General features: G+C 59.6%; 16 protein-coding genes. 10 read left to right on the forward strand and 6 right to left on the reverse strand.

Features of this window, described 5'->3' with window-relative positions:
• The 3 genes from Q0837_RS16330 to Q0837_RS16340 all read left to right on the forward strand — a co-directional run bounded on the left by Q0837_RS16330 (position 1) and on the right by Q0837_RS16340 (position 1,828).
• A complete protein-coding gene (locus Q0837_RS16330) occupies positions 1–378 on the forward strand; it encodes a hypothetical protein (protein ID WP_298471178.1) in 378 nt (125 codons plus the stop codon).
• A 65-nt stretch (positions 379–443) separates the two neighbouring features.
• Positions 444–1,073 carry a lysophospholipid acyltransferase family protein gene (locus Q0837_RS16335; RefSeq protein WP_298471179.1) on the forward strand — a complete coding sequence of 210 codons (630 nt, stop codon included), beginning with the start codon at positions 444–446 and terminating at the stop codon, positions 1,071–1,073.
• A 116-nt stretch (positions 1,074–1,189) separates the two neighbouring features.
• Positions 1,190–1,828, forward strand: coding sequence for a hypothetical protein (locus Q0837_RS16340; protein ID WP_298471180.1), 639 nt, complete (start codon positions 1,190–1,192; stop codon positions 1,826–1,828).
• Here the strand turns inward: Q0837_RS16340 and Q0837_RS16345 are convergent.
• The 4 genes from Q0837_RS16345 to gyrB form a co-directional block, all read right to left on the reverse strand.
• Complete coding sequence (locus Q0837_RS16345) at positions 1,825–2,373, reverse strand: nuclear transport factor 2 family protein (protein WP_298471182.1); 549 nt, start codon at positions 2,371–2,373, stop codon at positions 1,825–1,827. The two genes, Q0837_RS16340 and Q0837_RS16345, sit on opposite strands and share 4 nt — an antisense overlap.
• A gap of 69 nt (positions 2,374–2,442) precedes the next feature.
• Positions 2,443–3,225 carry a M50 family metallopeptidase gene (locus Q0837_RS16350; protein WP_298471183.1) on the reverse strand — a complete coding sequence of 261 codons (783 nt, stop codon included), beginning with the start codon at positions 3,223–3,225 and terminating at the stop codon, positions 2,443–2,445.
• 3 nt (positions 3,226–3,228) lie between these two features.
• Entirely contained in the window at positions 3,229–4,428 is a 1,200-nt protein-coding gene (locus Q0837_RS16355; protein WP_298471186.1) for an AI-2E family transporter, read from the reverse strand.
• 62 nt (positions 4,429–4,490) lie between these two features.
• Entirely contained in the window at positions 4,491–6,989 is a 2,499-nt protein-coding gene (gyrB, locus tag Q0837_RS16360) for a DNA topoisomerase (ATP-hydrolyzing) subunit B (protein WP_298471818.1), read from the reverse strand.
• A 147-nt stretch (positions 6,990–7,136) separates the two neighbouring features.
• On the opposite strand from gyrB, the gene Q0837_RS16365 reads away from it, so the two are divergent.
• Positions 7,137–8,687, forward strand: coding sequence for a class I adenylate-forming enzyme family protein (locus Q0837_RS16365; RefSeq protein ID WP_298471188.1), 1,551 nt, complete (start codon positions 7,137–7,139; stop codon positions 8,685–8,687).
• Between the two features lie 36 nt (positions 8,688–8,723).
• Here Q0837_RS16365 and Q0837_RS16370 read toward each other — a convergent pair whose 3' ends face one another.
• Positions 8,724–9,095: a hypothetical protein gene (locus Q0837_RS16370; protein WP_298471190.1), complete on the reverse strand. Its 372-nt coding sequence runs from the start codon at positions 9,093–9,095 to the stop codon at positions 8,724–8,726.
• 946 nt (positions 9,096–10,041) lie between these two features.
• Positions 10,042–10,347, reverse strand: coding sequence for a UrcA family protein (locus tag Q0837_RS16375; protein ID WP_298471192.1), 306 nt, complete (start codon positions 10,345–10,347; stop codon positions 10,042–10,044).
• A gap of 210 nt (positions 10,348–10,557) precedes the next feature.
• Between Q0837_RS16375 and guaA the strand changes: the two genes are divergently transcribed.
• From guaA to Q0837_RS16405, 6 genes are all read left to right on the forward strand, one after another.
• A complete protein-coding gene (guaA, locus tag Q0837_RS16380) occupies positions 10,558–12,132 on the forward strand; it encodes a glutamine-hydrolyzing GMP synthase (RefSeq protein WP_298471193.1) in 1,575 nt (524 codons plus the stop codon).
• A 4-nt stretch (positions 12,133–12,136) separates the two neighbouring features.
• On the forward strand, positions 12,137–12,526 hold the full coding sequence (locus Q0837_RS16385; RefSeq protein WP_298471195.1) for a VOC family protein: 390 nt from the start codon (positions 12,137–12,139) through the stop codon (positions 12,524–12,526).
• Between the two features lie 142 nt (positions 12,527–12,668).
• Positions 12,669–13,283: a YceI family protein gene (locus Q0837_RS16390; protein ID WP_298471197.1), complete on the forward strand. Its 615-nt coding sequence runs from the start codon at positions 12,669–12,671 to the stop codon at positions 13,281–13,283.
• Between the two features lie 7 nt (positions 13,284–13,290).
• Positions 13,291–13,821, forward strand: coding sequence for a metal-dependent hydrolase (locus tag Q0837_RS16395; protein ID WP_298471199.1), 531 nt, complete (start codon positions 13,291–13,293; stop codon positions 13,819–13,821).
• Complete coding sequence (gene nth / locus Q0837_RS16400; RefSeq protein WP_298471201.1) at positions 13,811–14,512, forward strand: endonuclease III; 702 nt, start codon at positions 13,811–13,813, stop codon at positions 14,510–14,512. The genes Q0837_RS16395 and nth overlap by 11 nt, the downstream gene beginning before the upstream one ends.
• Positions 14,509–15,363 (forward strand): DMT family transporter, encoded by an 855-nt coding sequence (locus Q0837_RS16405; protein ID WP_298471202.1) that lies wholly within the window; start codon positions 14,509–14,511, stop codon positions 15,361–15,363. Before nth ends, Q0837_RS16405 begins: the two co-directional genes overlap by 4 nt.
• Positions 15,364–15,440 lie beyond the last annotated feature (77 nt).

Here is a 15,440-nt window from a genome sequence, read left to right on the forward strand (position 1 = left end):
ATGGTGTACGAGCTCATCATACACCGTCGCAAATTTTGGATGGACGAGGACAATCCGATAGACCTCAATACGTGGATCGAGCTTTGTCGTTCCGATCCGGACTTGACGATCGAAGAAGTCGTGATGGCGCAAAACCCTAAGACGGGTGAGCAAATCCGCATCGAAGGCGATGGGACGGCATTTTGGGAAGGTCCGTCAAAGGGCGGCGAGCGTGACAACACATGTTTCTCATGGGACCGCGGCGCCATCAGATTCGGCGGAGGTCATGAACTCGCAATCTTGGCAAAGGCATGCAAAATCGCCGAAGCTCTTGGCGCGCGCGTACAAGGCGTAGAAGGTGAGTTCTATCGTGCTGATGGATCGCACTACTACGATTGACTGAAACCCTATCGCATTCCCCTACGTAACTGCTAGTCATAGCGCCTCGGGGGAGAGCAACGCACTTGAAACACAACGAAACACGCAATGTCGGCCTGCTGTCGCGGATCGTGAACCGGATCATCCTGTTCCTCTACAAATGGAAAGGCTGGCGGATTGAGGAACGCTTTCCTGAAGGCGTGAAAAAATGCGTCATCGCGGGTGCGCCGCACACCTCGAACTGGGACTTTGTGTTCTTTGCGGGCGCGACCCATGAAGAGAAGGTGCAACCCAACTTCATGGGCAAGCACACTCTGTTTGAAGGGATCATGAGCAACTTCATGCTCGATATGGGCGGAATTGCCGTCGATCGGTCCAAGGCGGGCGGCACGATTGAGCAGCTCAAAGAAGAATATGAGAGCCGCGAAGAGCTCAATCTGGTGATGGCCTGTGAAGGCACACGCAAGTCGGACGGCAAGTGGAAATCCGGCTTTTACAACATCGCCAAGGCTGCTGGCGTCCCCATCGTCCTTGCCTATGCCGATAACGAGAAAATGCGGATCGGTTTCAGCCAACCGATGATGCCGAGCGGCAATTACGGCGAAGACCTGCTCAAGATTGCCGAATGGTTCCGGTCCAAGATCCCCGATCTCGATCGCTACAAGGTGCTCGAACAGCAGGCGCGCGATATCATTGCGGGTAAGAACGACATGTAATTGGCGCGCTGCCAAACTGCGAATTCGCGACGCGCAAAAAAGTCCAAGATGTATCTTTAAGCCTCCCGCTCCGCTCCCTATTTATGCGCAAGCAAGGTCAGGAGGGTTCGCGCAGCATGGTACTGAACGAACAGACACGAGAAAGTGAACGCCAACGCATCGCGCAGATGGTGCTCGAACTTGTGAAGGAGCGCGGCTCCGAGATTTCATACACGCTCGCCATGACGGAAAGTGGCCTTTCGCGCAGCCGGTTTGAGCAGCTATTCGAAGACTATGACGATCTTTTCGACACGATAGCCAAGACGTGGCTGCAACCGCATATGGCGGTGATGGAAGAGGTGCTGGCGACCGATCTGCCGCCGATCCGCAAGATGTATGAGTTTTTCCGTCGGCGCTTTCTAATCAACCGCGATCGGTTCCGCGAAGATCCGGAGTTTTTCACTATCATCTGCGAAATGGGCGCGGCCAATTTCGAGCGGGTGCGGTCCTATGTCGATCTCGCCGATCACTATCAGTGTGAACTGATCGTACAGGCTCAGGCGGAGGGCTTCTTTGCCGGGTTGGAGATCGACGAGACCCTGTCGCTGATCAATCAGATGATCTCGAACTACACACTGCCCGATGCTATGATCTATCTCGGTGACAAGTTGACCGAGGAAAAGCTCGCGCGGATCATCGACACGGTGTTTATCGGCCTGTCTGCCGAAGCTGGTGACGGGGCAGCTGGTGTGAACACATTGCGGGTCGCGTCCTAGACGCCTTCCGCCCACCAATCGCACGATGGATCGTCCGGCTGACGTTTTCCGCGCCGGGCGAGCGTCTCAAACAGCCCGCCTGACGTCTGCATCGTCGCAGGCCCCTGCCGGTTCCAATCCATGATGTAGAGCCGCTCTGCGATGCGCCATTCATGCGCGCCAAGAGTGTTCTCGACCTTCACCAGCGTATCGAGGTAACGGCCTCCCACGACCAATTCGGTATCCTCGTCTACGCCCGGCAAGATGTGCAGCGCCACACAATAAGTCTCGGCCTTGGCCCGGACGCCGGCGATCCGGCAGATGGTGTTGCCGATATTGTGCTGGGTCAGCCGCATTGCTCTGAGCCCTTCCATCAGGCCCGCAATCGTCTCTCCGCGCGGTTTTGGGCCATCGCCGTAATCGATACGCGCATCGTCGGCGAAGACCTGTTCCAACTCCTCCGCGTCGCAGCGGTCGATCCCGCGGCAATAGCGTGCGAGCAGGTCTTCGATCGCGATCCGATCGGCCAGAGTTTGTGTGGTTTCGGTTGCTGCATTGTCGGACATGCGGTGCAGTCTACAACCAGCGGCCCACGGGCGGGATTAGCATTTTCGCCCAAAGGGCGGACCGCAGGATCAGCGATCAGGGCGCCGGAACTGCAGCACATTCTTGGGCGGCTTCGGGCGGGGTGGGCGCAAACGCCTGTCAGAGAGCGCGTATTTCAAGCTGAACCCGACCATCAGCGCCGATGTCACAATGATCGCGGCAGCCCAAAACCAATGCGGAAGCAGCAGCGCGGCTTCGATCTGGCCGGTGTCGGACAGAATGCGCTGCCCGCCGATCACCGCTTCCTCGGTGAACAGGTAGTTGAAGTCGCGCAGCATGCTCATCGCTCCTAGAACACCCAGGAATTGGAGGCTGAAACGCACAAATCCGTCCTGGGCCCGCCATGCGATCAGCACCAGCAATGCTCCCACTAAGGGAAGCACCGCCACGCCAACGTTACTGCGGACATAGATGATCACCGACGCAAAGATCGCGACTGCCATTGCAACGAGCGTCGGTCGCCATAACTTCTTGTGAGCGCTGGCGAGAATCAAGCCCGCGCCAACAAAGCTGGGTGCCAATGGGCCTCCCGCAGCAATAGCGGCCTGCGTAAAGCGCGAAATATCGGACGAAACGAGGTTTTCGGCTAAGCCTGATCCGTTGCGATAGATCAGCAGTCGCTGGAAATCCTGCCCCATGAGCTCGGCTGACATGCCATGGCCCATTTCGTGGAACCACGTGGTCAGGATCATGAACGGATAGATCAGGTAATTGCCAAACGGCAGCGCGGGCAGCGCCAGAACAACGATCACGGCAAGGAGCAACCTGCCGACTTGTTCGCCCTGACTGCCCGGTTCAACGATTGACCGCATGGCTCAGACGCTCTCGGATTCGGCCATCAGGCGGCGTTTCCCGGCCATTTCCTCTTCGCTAAGTGCCTTGCCGTCGACACCGACTTTCATCCGGTACTTTTCGGCAGCTTCTTCGTCTTCGGCGCGCTGCTCCTGCAGGATCGACCAGCTGGCGAGGAACAGACCGGCAACTAGCGGGCCAAGGACGATGCCTGAGAAACCCGCAATCGACAGCCCGCCGAGTGTGGTGACGAGGATGATCCAGTCCGGAATGCCGGTGTCGCGGCCAACCAGGATCGGGCGTAGGACATTGTCGGCGGAGCTAATGATGATGAAGCCTGAACCGAGCACGAATACGCCTTGCCAGATCTCGCCTGAGACCAGCAGCCAGATACCAACCGGCGCCCAGACAAGCGCAGTCCCGACCGCCGGGATCAGCGCGAGGATCGCCATCATCACGCCAAGCAGCAGCGCCGATGGCACGCCAGCGATCATCATCGTGATCCCGCCCAGCGTACCCTGAACCAGTCCGACAACACCCGATCCCTTGATCACGGCGCGAACAATGCCGAGGAATCGCTCAGCCAAGCGGTCGGCGATTTCACGCTCGACCGGCACAGAGTGCAGGATGGTTTCGCCAATGCGCGATCCGTCGCGCAGCAGGAAATACAGGACGTAGAGACCAAGGCCAAAGCTCAGCAGGAAGCTCAGCGCGCCGCTGCCGATCGAGAAGGCCTGACTGGCGAGCATCCCGGCGCTTTCACCAAGGATCTCCTGCAAGCGGTTCTGGGCTTCGGACATATCGGTCCAGCCGCTTTCATCGACCATTTCCTGAGCGGCAGTCGGGAGCATACCGTAAACCTGATTGGCCCAGGCGGCGAGATCAATCGGATCGCGTTGCAGCGCGGCCACGAGCTCCAGCGCTTCCTGCACCACAAGCGTGCCGATCCACAGGGCTGGCAGGATGACCGCGAGCAGGATTACACCGAGCGTGAGGAGTGCTGCCGGGTTTCGCTTCCCACGGCATTTGATCAGCGACCACTTATACAGAGGCTGGAACATGATCGCGGCAAGCGCCGACCACAGCAGAGGGGTGGCGAAGGGCCACGCGATCCAAAGCAGCATGACCGTGACGGCGGCAACTACCAGCAGGAAGCTGACGTGTTGGAGTTCACTGGTGTGATGCTGCTCACCGGTCATGTCGCTCTGATCTTTATCCGCCAATTCGTTTCCTTCTCACTACAGCGGCAAACGGTTCAAGTTCCTGAACGGTTGGATAAATCCGATCACACATCCAAATTCGCGACGTTGAGAGCGTTGTCCTGAATAAACTCGCGGCGCGGTTCGACTACGTCGCCCATCAGGCGCGTGAAAATCTCGTCGGTCACATCGGCGTCTTCGACCTTCACCTGCAACAGGATGCGATGTTCTGGGTCGAGCGTAGTTTCCCAAAGCTGCTCGGCGTTCATTTCGCCGAGGCCTTTGTAGCGGGCTATCGCAAGGCCCTTGCGCCCGGCGGCGAACACCGAGTCGAGCAGCTGTGTCGGGCGTGAAATCGTATCGTCGCCCGCAATTGCCGGCGTGTCATCGGCTTCGACATCGTCATCGGGAACGGTTTCGGGCTCTTCGGCCGCGTCGCTGCCTTTCACCAAACGGACGGGTGAGGCGTAAGCGTCGGCTTGCGGTCCGGCGAGGCCGTGCAATTTATGCGCTTCGGCGCTGGTCAGGAAACGGGCCTCGACATCGTGAACATCGGTCACGCCGCGCCACAGCCGCTCGAAGCGTACCGATCCATCCTCAAGCATGGTTGCGGTCCATTTGGCCTCAGTATCGCCCAACTGCATGCGCTGTGCCGTCTGTTCGAGCGCTGCAGCGCGGTCCTTTGCCGACAGATCCGGATTGAGCGCGCCCGACAGCGCCATCTGCTCAACGATGGCTGGATCGTAACGGCGCGGTATAAAGCCAAGCAGGCTGCGCAGGCGCAGCGCCTGGTCGACCAATGTGCGCAGGTCTTCGCCTGAGCGAGCGCCGCCGGACGTCTCAAGAATGCGGCCTTGCAGCCCAGCATCGACCAGATAGCGATCGAGTGCGCCCTGATCCTTGAGATAAACCTCGCTGCGGCCCTTCGACACCTTGAACAAAGGCGGCTGCGCGATGAATAAGTGCCCTGCCCGGATGATGTCGGGCATCTGGCGGTGGAAGAAGGTGAGCAGCAGCGTGCGGATATGCGCGCCGTCGACATCGGCGTCGGTCATGATCACGATCTTGTGATAGCGCAGTTTTTCAAGGTCGAACTCGTCGCGAATTCCGGTGCCCATCGCCTGGATCAGCGTGCCGACCTCCTTCGACGAAATGATCCGATCAAACCGCGCACGCTCGACGTTTAGGATCTTACCTTTGAGCGGGAGGATCGCCTGTGTCTTGCGGTCGCGGCCTTGCTTGGCCGACCCGCCAGCGGAGTCGCCCTCGACCAGGAACAGTTCCGCCTTGGTCGCGTCGCGCTCCTGACAATCGGCGAGCTTGCCCGGCAGACTGGCAATGCTCATCGCGCCCTTGCGGCTCATTTCGCGGGCGCGCTTGGCGGCCTCACGTGCGGCGGCGGCGTCAATGATCTTCTGGATGATCGATTTGGCGTCGGCGGGGTTTTCCTCGAGCCACTCGGTCATCTTCTCGCCCATGAGGCTTTCTAGCGGGGAGCGAACTTCGGAGGAGACCAGCTTATCCTTGGTCTGCGAGGAGAACTTGGGATCGGGCAGTTTCACGCTGACAATCGCGGAGAGACCCTCGCGCATATCCTCACCGGTCAGGCTGACCTTTTCCTTCTTGAGGAGCCCTTCGCGGTCGGCATAGCCGTTGAGCGTGCGGGTCAGCGCCGCACGGAAGGCGGCAAGGTGCGTGCCGCCGTCGCGCTGCGGGATGTTGTTGGTGAAGCACAGCACGTTTTCGTAATAGCTGTCATTCCACTGGAGCGAGACGTCGATTCCGATCCCGTCTTTGTTCGCGGACACGGCAATCGGTTCGGCAACCAGCGGTTGTTTGTTGCGATCGAGATATTTGACGAAGGCTGCGATGCCGCCTTCGTAGTAAAGGTCGTGTTCGGCGATCTCTTCGTGGCGCTTGTCGCGCAGCAAGATGCGAACGCCTGAGTTGAGGAAGGCCAGCTCGCGATAACGGTGCTCAAGCTTTTCGAAATCGAATTCGGTGACGTTCTTGAAGGTCTCGGTCGAGGCCTTGAAGGTAACCCGTGTACCCTTCTTGAAGCCGTTATCATCAGGGTTCTGGTCGACTTTGGGCGCATCACCGCGAATTTCGAGCGATTTGACCGCATCGCCGTCTTCGAACCGCATCCAGTGTTCTTTTCCGTCGCGCCAGACCACCAGCTCCAGCCATTCGCTGAGCGCGTTCACTACCGACACGCCCACGCCGTGCAGGCCGCCAGAGACCTTGTAAGCGTTATCGTCCGAGGTGTTCTCGAACTTACCGCCCGCATGCAGCTGCGTCATGATGACTTCGGCTGCGGAAACGCCTTCTTCCTTGTGCATCCCCACGGGAATGCCGCGGCCATTGTCTTCGACCGAGACGCTGCCATCGGGGTTCAATTCGATCAAAACGAGGTCGCAATGCCCCGCCAGCGCTTCATCGATGGCGTTATCCGACACCTCGAACACCATGTGGTGCAGGCCCGAGCCGTCATCGGTATCGCCGATATACATGCCAGGACGTTTGCGGACCGCATCCAGGCCCTTGAGAACCTTGATGGAATCGGCACCGTATTCGCCCTGCATTTTCTCATTCGGGGTGGTGCCTGGAGTGTTGTCGGAAGTGTTTTCGTTCATGCCGATTATATAGGCGCTACGAGGGCGAAACCCAAACGCCCAAGCGTTTTCGAATGGGCTTTTCCACCGCTGGTGCGGCGGGTAAGGCTGCGCGCTATGACAACCGATTTGATGGCATCTCAGCTCGCCCAGCCATTTGGCTCTTTCACCGGCATTTTGCGTGACTGGTCTCGCGTGCAGCCCGACGCACTGGCGTTGGTTGATGAGAGCCGCGAAGTTTATTGGGCCGAGCTGATCGGGGAGGTCGAGCGGTTGGCGGCGCGGCTGGTGGAAACTGGTCTCAAGCGCGGGCAATCGGTTGCGATCCTGGGTAAGTCATCGGTCAATTACGCGCTGGCTTTTCTGGCTGCTGTACGAGCCGGAGGAGTGGCCGCGCCGCTGACGACCAGCGCGTCGCCGGAACAACTTGAGGGCATGGCCAACGATTCCGGCGCACGGCACCTGTTCATCGACGCTGGCAAAGCAGCGGAACTCGGCCCCGATTTCATGGCTGACTTGATCCGCGTGCCTCTGGAAGAAATCGACCAATGGATGGCGCCTCCCGGCAGCACTACGCCCGATTTCGAGCCCGAGCCGGGGGATCCCTTCAACATCATCTATTCGAGCGGCACGACTGGCATTCCCAAGGGTATTGTCCATTCGCACCAGATGCGCTGGCGACAATTTGGTGCGACGGCTTTGTCCTACCTCGAAGCTGGCTTGCCCGTGCGCTCGCTGGCTTCGACGCCGCTCTATTCGAACACGACGATGGTGGCGTTCCTCGCGCCGTTGCTAGCGGGCGGCACGATCCGGGTGATGGGCAAGTTCGATTGCGCCCGCTGGCTTGAACATGCACAGGCCGACCGCACGACAGTCACCATGCTGGTTCCGGTACAATACCAGCGGTTGATGGATTTCCCGGCTTTTGACGAGTTCGACCTGTCGGCGCTGGCGATGAAATACTGCACCTCCGCTCCGTTCTCCGCCGAGTTGAAGCGAGAAGTGCTAGGCCGAATGCCGGGCGGGCTGATCGAGATTTACTCGATGACGGAGGGCGGTGTCGTGTGCCTGCTCGCAGCGCACGAATTTCCTGACAAGCTTCACACGGTTGGCCGGCCCGCGCCCGGCAGCGAGGTGAAGGTGCTCGACGACGAGGACAACGAAGTGTCACCAGGCACCCCCGGCAATCTGATCGGGCGCTCGCAGACGATGATGTCGGGCTACAAGAACCGCCCGGACAAGACCGCCGAAGCGCAGTGGACCGACCCGAACGGCGAGGTTTGGATGCGGATGGGCGATATCGGGCGCGTTGATGAAGAGGGTTTCGTGGAACTGGTTGGCCGCGCCAAGGACATGATTATTTCCGGCGGGTTCAACATCTATCCGAGCGATCTTGAGGCTGAACTGGAGCGAGAGGATGATGTGGTCGAGGCGGCCGTAGTCGGCATCGCATCACGGCAATGGGGTGAAACGCCGGTTGGCTTTGTTGTTCTGTCAGCAGATGCACGCAGTGCCGATGAAGTTATGGCCGCAGTCAATGCGCGATTGGGCAAGACCCAGCGCCTGTCTGCGCTTCATCCAATTGATGAAATGCCGCGCAGCCATATCGGTAAATTGCTCAAAACAGATTTGCGCGAAGAAGCTGTCCGGCGAGGAATTGCGGGGTAACAGTCCGCCGCCGAACAGCTCTTCGACCTTCAGGTGTCAGGCCGCCGCTAGTGTGGTTTGCGCCTCTTCATTCTCACTGACCAAAACAACAGCGATCACGGCAACGCCCATGACGAGGTAAAAGGTCTGCGTAATGCCGGTCAGGCCAAGCAGGAATGACAGGGCGACAAAGGCAGTGCCTGCCATCAGGTCAATCGCGAGATGTAGGCTGAATGGGATGATCCGCCGCGCGCTTGCCGAATAATCGGTGATCAGGCTGTACGCGATAAGAGCGATGCCTGCGACAATTGGAATGGCGGTAACCAGGCTAGCGGTTCCAGCAGGGAAAAGCACAAGTGGACCGACAATCAAACCGATTGCTGCCAGGTAATCGATAATTCCGTGGAATTTGGTATTAAGAAATTTCATGACGACCTCTCTGAATAACTTACGCTGTGTTTGCGTTGTCACCTTATTCGCCGCCACCGCTCATTTCGTTACATACGCAACTAAATAAAATTTGAGCTTCGGATATGTCTTTTAAAGCAAAGGAGCCGGGAAAGCGGCAGTTTTTGCGCTTCCCGGCTCCTGGTTATTGGATTGCCTTAACGTCGGGGTCAGGCGATCAGCGAGTTGAATGAAACTGCGCTGATGCTGAGAGCAATGACGAACGAGATCGCCTTTTCAGTGAAGATGTCCATGTTTCGTACTCCTGTAATTCTGCGCGGCGGTGCGCCGTGCTCACAGGGACAAATACGACCGCATGCGTAATACTGTTACTCTCCGATGCATGATGATTACCGATCAACGCAATCGCATAATCCGATCAACTATCTTCTAATTGGGTGATTGAGACGCGGCCACCTGTTGGGGGGGGAGGACTGTGGTGGCCGCGTCTCGCTCGCTGCGTCGCCGGTGGTGGAGGGTTGATCCCAATACGCTCATCCGGGCGTATCGAACCCTCGGCCCGAAAGCTGGGCCATGTCACCATATCGAGGCCCTCAGCGTGGGGGAGACGCTGAATGTGCGATCAAGCGAGCGGGGGAAGGCGCTGGAACACCTTGCTCACAATCAGATCGCCGGGCCGCGCTTCGGCGGTTAGCAGGCTGGCAAGCCCATCGCCGCTGTTGCGGTCTTGAACTGCCAAGCGACAAGGGTCGGCTGGAGAGAGGTGCCTGAACCCGTGTCGTGAGAGCCAAATGGTGTTCTGTTGCATCGAACGCAAATGCGAAAATGCGCAGTTTGGTTGCGTTTTTTGCAACTCACATTCCATGTGCGGGTGGAGCAACGCAAAACGACCGCCGGATTACTCCGACGGCCGCCCTGAATTGCAAAATTTGCCAGTGACTTAAGTCAATGACTTAGTCGGTGCGCCTTAGTTGGCGGCAACCTGACGGCCGCCGCGTGCATCAGTAGCTGCAATACGCTCGGCTTCGTTCAGCGCGGCGGTGCGAGCTTCGGCGACGCACTTTTGATCCACGATGTCGCGGCCATAGCCATAGCGCGAGTTGGTTTCGATGGTGCAGGCATCGCGCAGACGGGCTTCGACGCGCTTTTCGAGTTTCGCACGACCTTCGGCAGTGGAAAGGTCGATGTCGCCATAGGCGATCGAAACGGTGATGGTCTTGTCAGCGGCCAGCGGCCAGCGGTGCAGCAGCGACAGGTGCAGCGACAGCGGCAAGGGCAATAAGGGGAAGGGTGAAACGCATGATCTGAAACTCCAGTTGTAATTGTGCGACGCACAAGATCATTGTGCAAATGCGAAGGTGGATGATTGGTTCCAGACAAAAGGCGCGTGATTTGGTGCAGTTATCGCGGCACCCGTTCGCTTCGGTGCAATAGCTGCGCTGCCATGCTGGACAGCGTCGGGGAGCAACCGTAACTCCCCGCCATGGACGCAGAGCATCTCCCAGATTCGATCCTGATCGTCGATTTCGGCAGTCAGGTAACCCAGCTGATCGCGCGCCGCGTGCGCGAAGCCGGGGTCTATTCCGAAATCGCGCCGTTCAGCATGGCCGAGGAAGCATTCCGGCGGATGAAGCCTAAAGGGATCATCCTCTCCGGCTCCCCGGCGAGTGTACCCGACGAACGATCGCCCCGCGCGCCGCAGAGCTTCTTCGAGGCGGGCATTCCGATCCTCGGCATTTGTTATGGCCAGCAAGTGATGAGCGCGCAACTGGGCGGGGAAGTGCGCCCCGGTCATGAAACCGGCGAAGGCGGCGAGTTTGGCCGCGCCTACCTGACCGTCACCAAGGAATGCGCTTTGTTCGACGGTCTCTGGAAAGAAGGCGAACGCCATCAGGTCTGGATGAGCCACGGCGACAAGGTCACCCAGTTCGCACCTGGTTTCGAGATAGTCGCCACATCCGACGGCGCGCCTTTCGCGGTGATCGCCGATGAGGAACGCAAGTTCTACGGCACCCAGTTCCACCCGGAGGTCGTCCACACCCCTGATGGCGGGAAGCTGCTCGCCAATTTCGTGCGGCATGTCTGCGGGCTCAAGGGCGACTGGACCATGGCCGAGTTCCGCAAGACCAAGATTGAGGAAATCCGCGCGCAGGTTGGTTCTGGCCGCGTGATCTGCGGATTGTCCGGCGGTGTCGATTCAGCAGTTGCCGCCGTGCTGATCCACGAAGCGATCGGCGATCAGCTCACTTGTGTCTTCGTCGACCACGGGCTGATGCGGATGAATGAAGCCGAACAGGTCGTTGCCCTGTTCCGCGACAGTTACAATATCCCGCTCGTCCACGTGAACGCGGAAGAAGAATTTCTGGGTGGATTGGCGGGCCAGACCGACCCGGAAAAGAAGCGCAAATTCATCGGCGGCGCGTTTATCGACCTGTTCGAGAAAGAAGCCAAAGCCGTCGGCGGGGCGGATTTCCTCGCGCAGGGTACGCTCTATCCCGACGTGATCGAGAGTGTCTCGTTCACCGGCGGACCAAGCGTGACGATCAAGAGCCACCACAATGTCGGCGGCCTACCAGAGCGCATGAATATGCAGCTGGTCGAGCCGCTGCGCGAACTTTTCAAGGATGAAGTGCGCGAATTGGGCCGGGAACTCGGCCTGCCCGAAGCCTTTGTTGGGCGTCACCCTTTCCCGGGCCCCGGCCTTGCGATCCGCATCCCCGGTGAAGTGACCAAAGAACGCTGCGACATCCTGCGCAAGGCAGATGCGATCTACCTCGAAGAGATCCGCAATGCCGGGCTGTACGATGCGATCTGGCAGGCCTTCGCGGTGCTGCTGCCGGTCAAGACCGTCGGCGTAATGGGCGACGGGCGGACATATGACAGCGTCTGCGGCCTGCGCGCTGTAACCTCAACCGATGGCATGACGGCGGATGTATACCCCTTCGACGCGAGCTTCCTGACGCAGGTGGCGACACGGATCGTCAACGAGGTGCAGGGGATTAACCGGGTGGTATATGACTATACCAGCAAACCGCCGGGAACCATCGAGTGGGAGTGAGACTGTGACGAAATGCTACATCACCGTCGGGTCGAATGATCTTGAGCAATCGTTCAAATTCTACGACCCCGTCATGTCCGCCTTGGGTGCCAAGGTTTCTGGTGACTTCGAAGGCATGACCCGCAGCTATGCGATGCCCGATGGTTTTCAGCTGTGGGTTACCAAGACCCAGAATGGCGAAGCGGCCGCGCCTGGTAACGGACACACGGCCGGGCTTCATGTCGAGGACACGTCCATCGTCGATGCGGCGCACGCCGCAGCCTTGGCGAATGGCGGCACGGATGAGGGCGCCCCGGGGCCGCGACCAATGTATGGCCCCAACGTCTATGGAGCCTATGCGCGCGATCCAGACGGCAACAAGCTTGCCTTCATGACATTTACGATTGGCGACTGACGGTCTGGATTGAGCGAGCCAGCCGAGGCTGGCTCCGCGCGACGATCAGATCTTGTTTGCGCTGCAAGTCGCAACCATTGAGCGCTCTCGGCATTGTGGTACCAAACACCACGCAATTCAAAGTCGAAACAAAGGTCTTTTTGTGATCAAACCCATCAAAGTCGCCGTTGTCGCCGCACTAGTCGGCCTTGCTGCCTGCTCCCCCGCCGAAACCGAAGCGCCCACGCCGCTTGCGGAAGGCACTTGGAGCATCGACAGCGAGGCCTCGCGCCTCTCTTACGTCACTGTCAAATCGGGCGAGATTGCTGAGGCCAACGATTTCACCGGCCTGACCGGCACGGTTGCTCCGGACGGTGCGGCGACAATCGAGATCGATCTCGCCACGGTCAGCACCGGTGTGGATATTCGTGATGAGCGGATGCGCGAGGTGTTCTTCGACGTTGCCAAATTCCCGACCGCGACGATTACCGCACAGGTCGATCCCGCTGCATTCGAAGCACTTGGTGTGGGTGAGAGCACCGTGCAAACGCTCGCCGCGACAGTCGCGGTGAAGGGTGTCTCGACCAACATCAACGCAGAGCTGGAAGTCACCCGCGTGGCTGACAACCGCGTGCTCGCCGTCTCGACCGAGCCGGTGATCATCTATGCCGACGCGCTCGACCTGACCGAGGGACTGGACCAGCTTCAGGAACTTGCCGGACTCCCTTCGATCACACCCGCTGTGCCTGTGACATTCTCGCTCGCTTTCGAGCGGTAAGCGGCTTTTGCCGACAATTTTCACCCACGCGGTCGTGCCGTTGGCGGTCGCTGCCGCAGCGGGAGGCGCGCGGATCTCGCCGAAACTGGCAGCCGCTGGTGCGGTGTTTGCGATCCTTCCCGATGCCGATGTGGCGGGCTTCGCGCTCGGGATCGAATATGCCGACGAATGGGGGCACCGCGGCGCGACTCACTCGATTGCCTTTGCGGGAATATGCGCTGGGGGTCTGGCGCTGGTCTGGCGAGAGGCGCGCAGCCTTACCGCGTTCCTGTTCCTCACTTTCGCGATGGCGAGCCACGGACTGCTCGATACGCTGACCAGCGGCGGGTTGGGCGCGGCCTTATGGTGGCCTTGGGACAACACCCGCATTTTTGCGCCCTACACGCCCATTAGGGTCTCGCCGATTGGGCTCAATTTCTTCTCGGCGCGCGGATTGGCCACGCTCATGTCCGAGCTGAAATGGGTCTGGCTCCCCTGTCTCGCTTTCGCGCTGGCAGGCTGGGGCGTGCGGCGCGCAATTCGAACTCATGCAGCTTGATCTCGGCCCGGATGACCGCACCGATGTGCTGCGCCGCTCGCAGCCCGCGCTGATCGAGCGGTTCGGACGGATCGTTCGCCCGCCGGACAAGCGCCGTGATCCGGTATGGGTGCTGGTCCACGGGGTGATCGGAGCGCAGACCAAGACTGCTGCTTCCAACGCCTCGACCGATGCGCTGATCGCCGAATACGGATCGTGGGATGCGGTTGCAGAGGCGCCGGTTGCCGACCTCGAAGCGCGGCTTCAACGTCAGACTTTTCCAAGCGTTGCGGCGAAGCGGCTCAATCAGTGCCTTGGCGCAATCATCGCGGAAAGGGGCAGCGTCGATCTGAGGCACCTCTCCAACTACGACACCGCCGAAGCGATTGTATGGCTCGAAACGCTCCCTGGTGTAGCCCGCAAGAATGCCGCCGGAGTGATGAACGCCAGCACGTTCAATCGCCGCGCGATGGTGATCGACGGGCATCACCGCCGGATTATGCAGCGCATGGGGATTGTCCCGGCCAAAGCCGATACCGCCAAGACATATGACGCGCTGATGCCAATTGTGCCCGAAGAATGGTCGGCTGCTGATATGGACGAGCATCACTTGCTGCTGAAAAAACTCGGCCAAACCCACTGCCGTCCGCGCAGGGCCGAATGCGAAGGCTGCCCGGTGCGCGCGGATTGCGAGACTGGCCGAAACTCGTGACCAAATCGAATGCGCTGCTGACAGCGGTACTCGCAACCTTCGCCATTGCGGCGTTCGCCGGCAACTCGCTGCTCGCGCGGGCTGCGCTGGCGGATGGCGCGATCGAGGCGGGGGCGTATTCCGCCATTCGGCTGGCGGCGGGCGCAATCGTCTTGCTGCCATTCCTTGGCGCGAAACCGACTCGGGCGGACCTGCCAGGCGCTGCGGCGCTGACCGTCTATGTCGCAGGGTTTTCGGTCGCTTATCTCAGCCTCGAAGCCGGGATTGGTGCCGTTGTTTTGTTCGGCTTCGTGCAGGCGACGATTCTCGGCGCGGGCGTCTGGCGCGGCGAGCGATTGCTGATTTCAGGCTGGTTCGGCGTTGTTATCGCGCTGGCCGGAATGGTCTGGCTGATCGCACCGTGGGAGGCTGCCCGGATCGGACCTTCGGCCCTGATGCCAAGCCTGTTGATGGCAGCAGCGGGGATCGCGTGGGGAGCCTACACCTTGATCGGGCGCGGGTCGGCCAGTCTGGCCGGAGGAGCCACCGGCAGCACGGCGCGCAACTTCCTGATAGCCAGCATCCTCGTTCTGCCGATGCTGCTGCTCGATAGCGATTTGCCCAGTCAGCAGGGTGTGGTTCTCGCAATTATCTCGGGCGCGGTGACTTCGGGCCTGGGCTATGTCCTCTGGTACAAGGTTACGCCGAGATTGGGCCTTGCGACGGTTGCCAGCGTGCAATTGGCTACTCCGATAGCAGCGGCATTCGGCGGGGCGCTCTTTCTGGCCGAGCCGCTAACCGCGCGCTTGGCAATTGGTGGAGGCCTGATCATCGGCGGGATTGTGCTGACATTGATCAAAACAAAAGTTTGAAGCAATTTTCCAACGTCGCTCGTAGCTAAGCGCAACAAAGGAGACAGGTATGTTGCGAGCGGTCATTGGAGTCTTTG

This window comes from uncultured Erythrobacter sp. (genome assembly GCF_947499705.1).
Taxonomy (GTDB): domain Bacteria; phylum Pseudomonadota; class Alphaproteobacteria; order Sphingomonadales; family Sphingomonadaceae; genus Erythrobacter.

What these genes read in the sequence shown, in the direction of transcription:
- Q0837_RS16350 (WP_298471183.1), bottom strand. Translation starts at nt 3,225, where the DNA reads ATGCGGTCAATCGTTGAACCGGGCAGTCAGGGCGAACAAGTCGGCAGG.
- Q0837_RS16340 (WP_298471180.1), top strand. Translation starts at nt 1,190, where the DNA reads ATGGTACTGAACGAACAGACACGAGAAAGTGAACGCCAACGCATCGCG.
- guaA (WP_298471193.1), top strand. Translation starts at nt 10,558, where the DNA reads ATGGACGCAGAGCATCTCCCAGATTCGATCCTGATCGTCGATTTCGGC.
- Q0837_RS16370 (WP_298471190.1), bottom strand. Translation starts at nt 9,095, where the DNA reads ATGAAATTTCTTAATACCAAATTCCACGGAATTATCGATTACCTGGCA.
- nth (WP_298471201.1), top strand. Translation starts at nt 13,811, where the DNA reads ATGCAGCTTGATCTCGGCCCGGATGACCGCACCGATGTGCTGCGCCGC.
- gyrB (WP_298471818.1), bottom strand. Translation starts at nt 6,989, where the DNA reads ATGCAGGGCGAATACGGTGCCGATTCCATCAAGGTTCTCAAGGGCCTG.
- Q0837_RS16345 (WP_298471182.1), bottom strand. Translation starts at nt 2,373, where the DNA reads ATGTCCGACAATGCAGCAACCGAAACCACACAAACTCTGGCCGATCGG.
- Q0837_RS16330 (WP_298471178.1), top strand. Translation starts at nt 1, where the DNA reads ATGGTGTACGAGCTCATCATACACCGTCGCAAATTTTGGATGGACGAG.
- Q0837_RS16365 (WP_298471188.1), top strand. Translation starts at nt 7,137, where the DNA reads ATGACAACCGATTTGATGGCATCTCAGCTCGCCCAGCCATTTGGCTCT.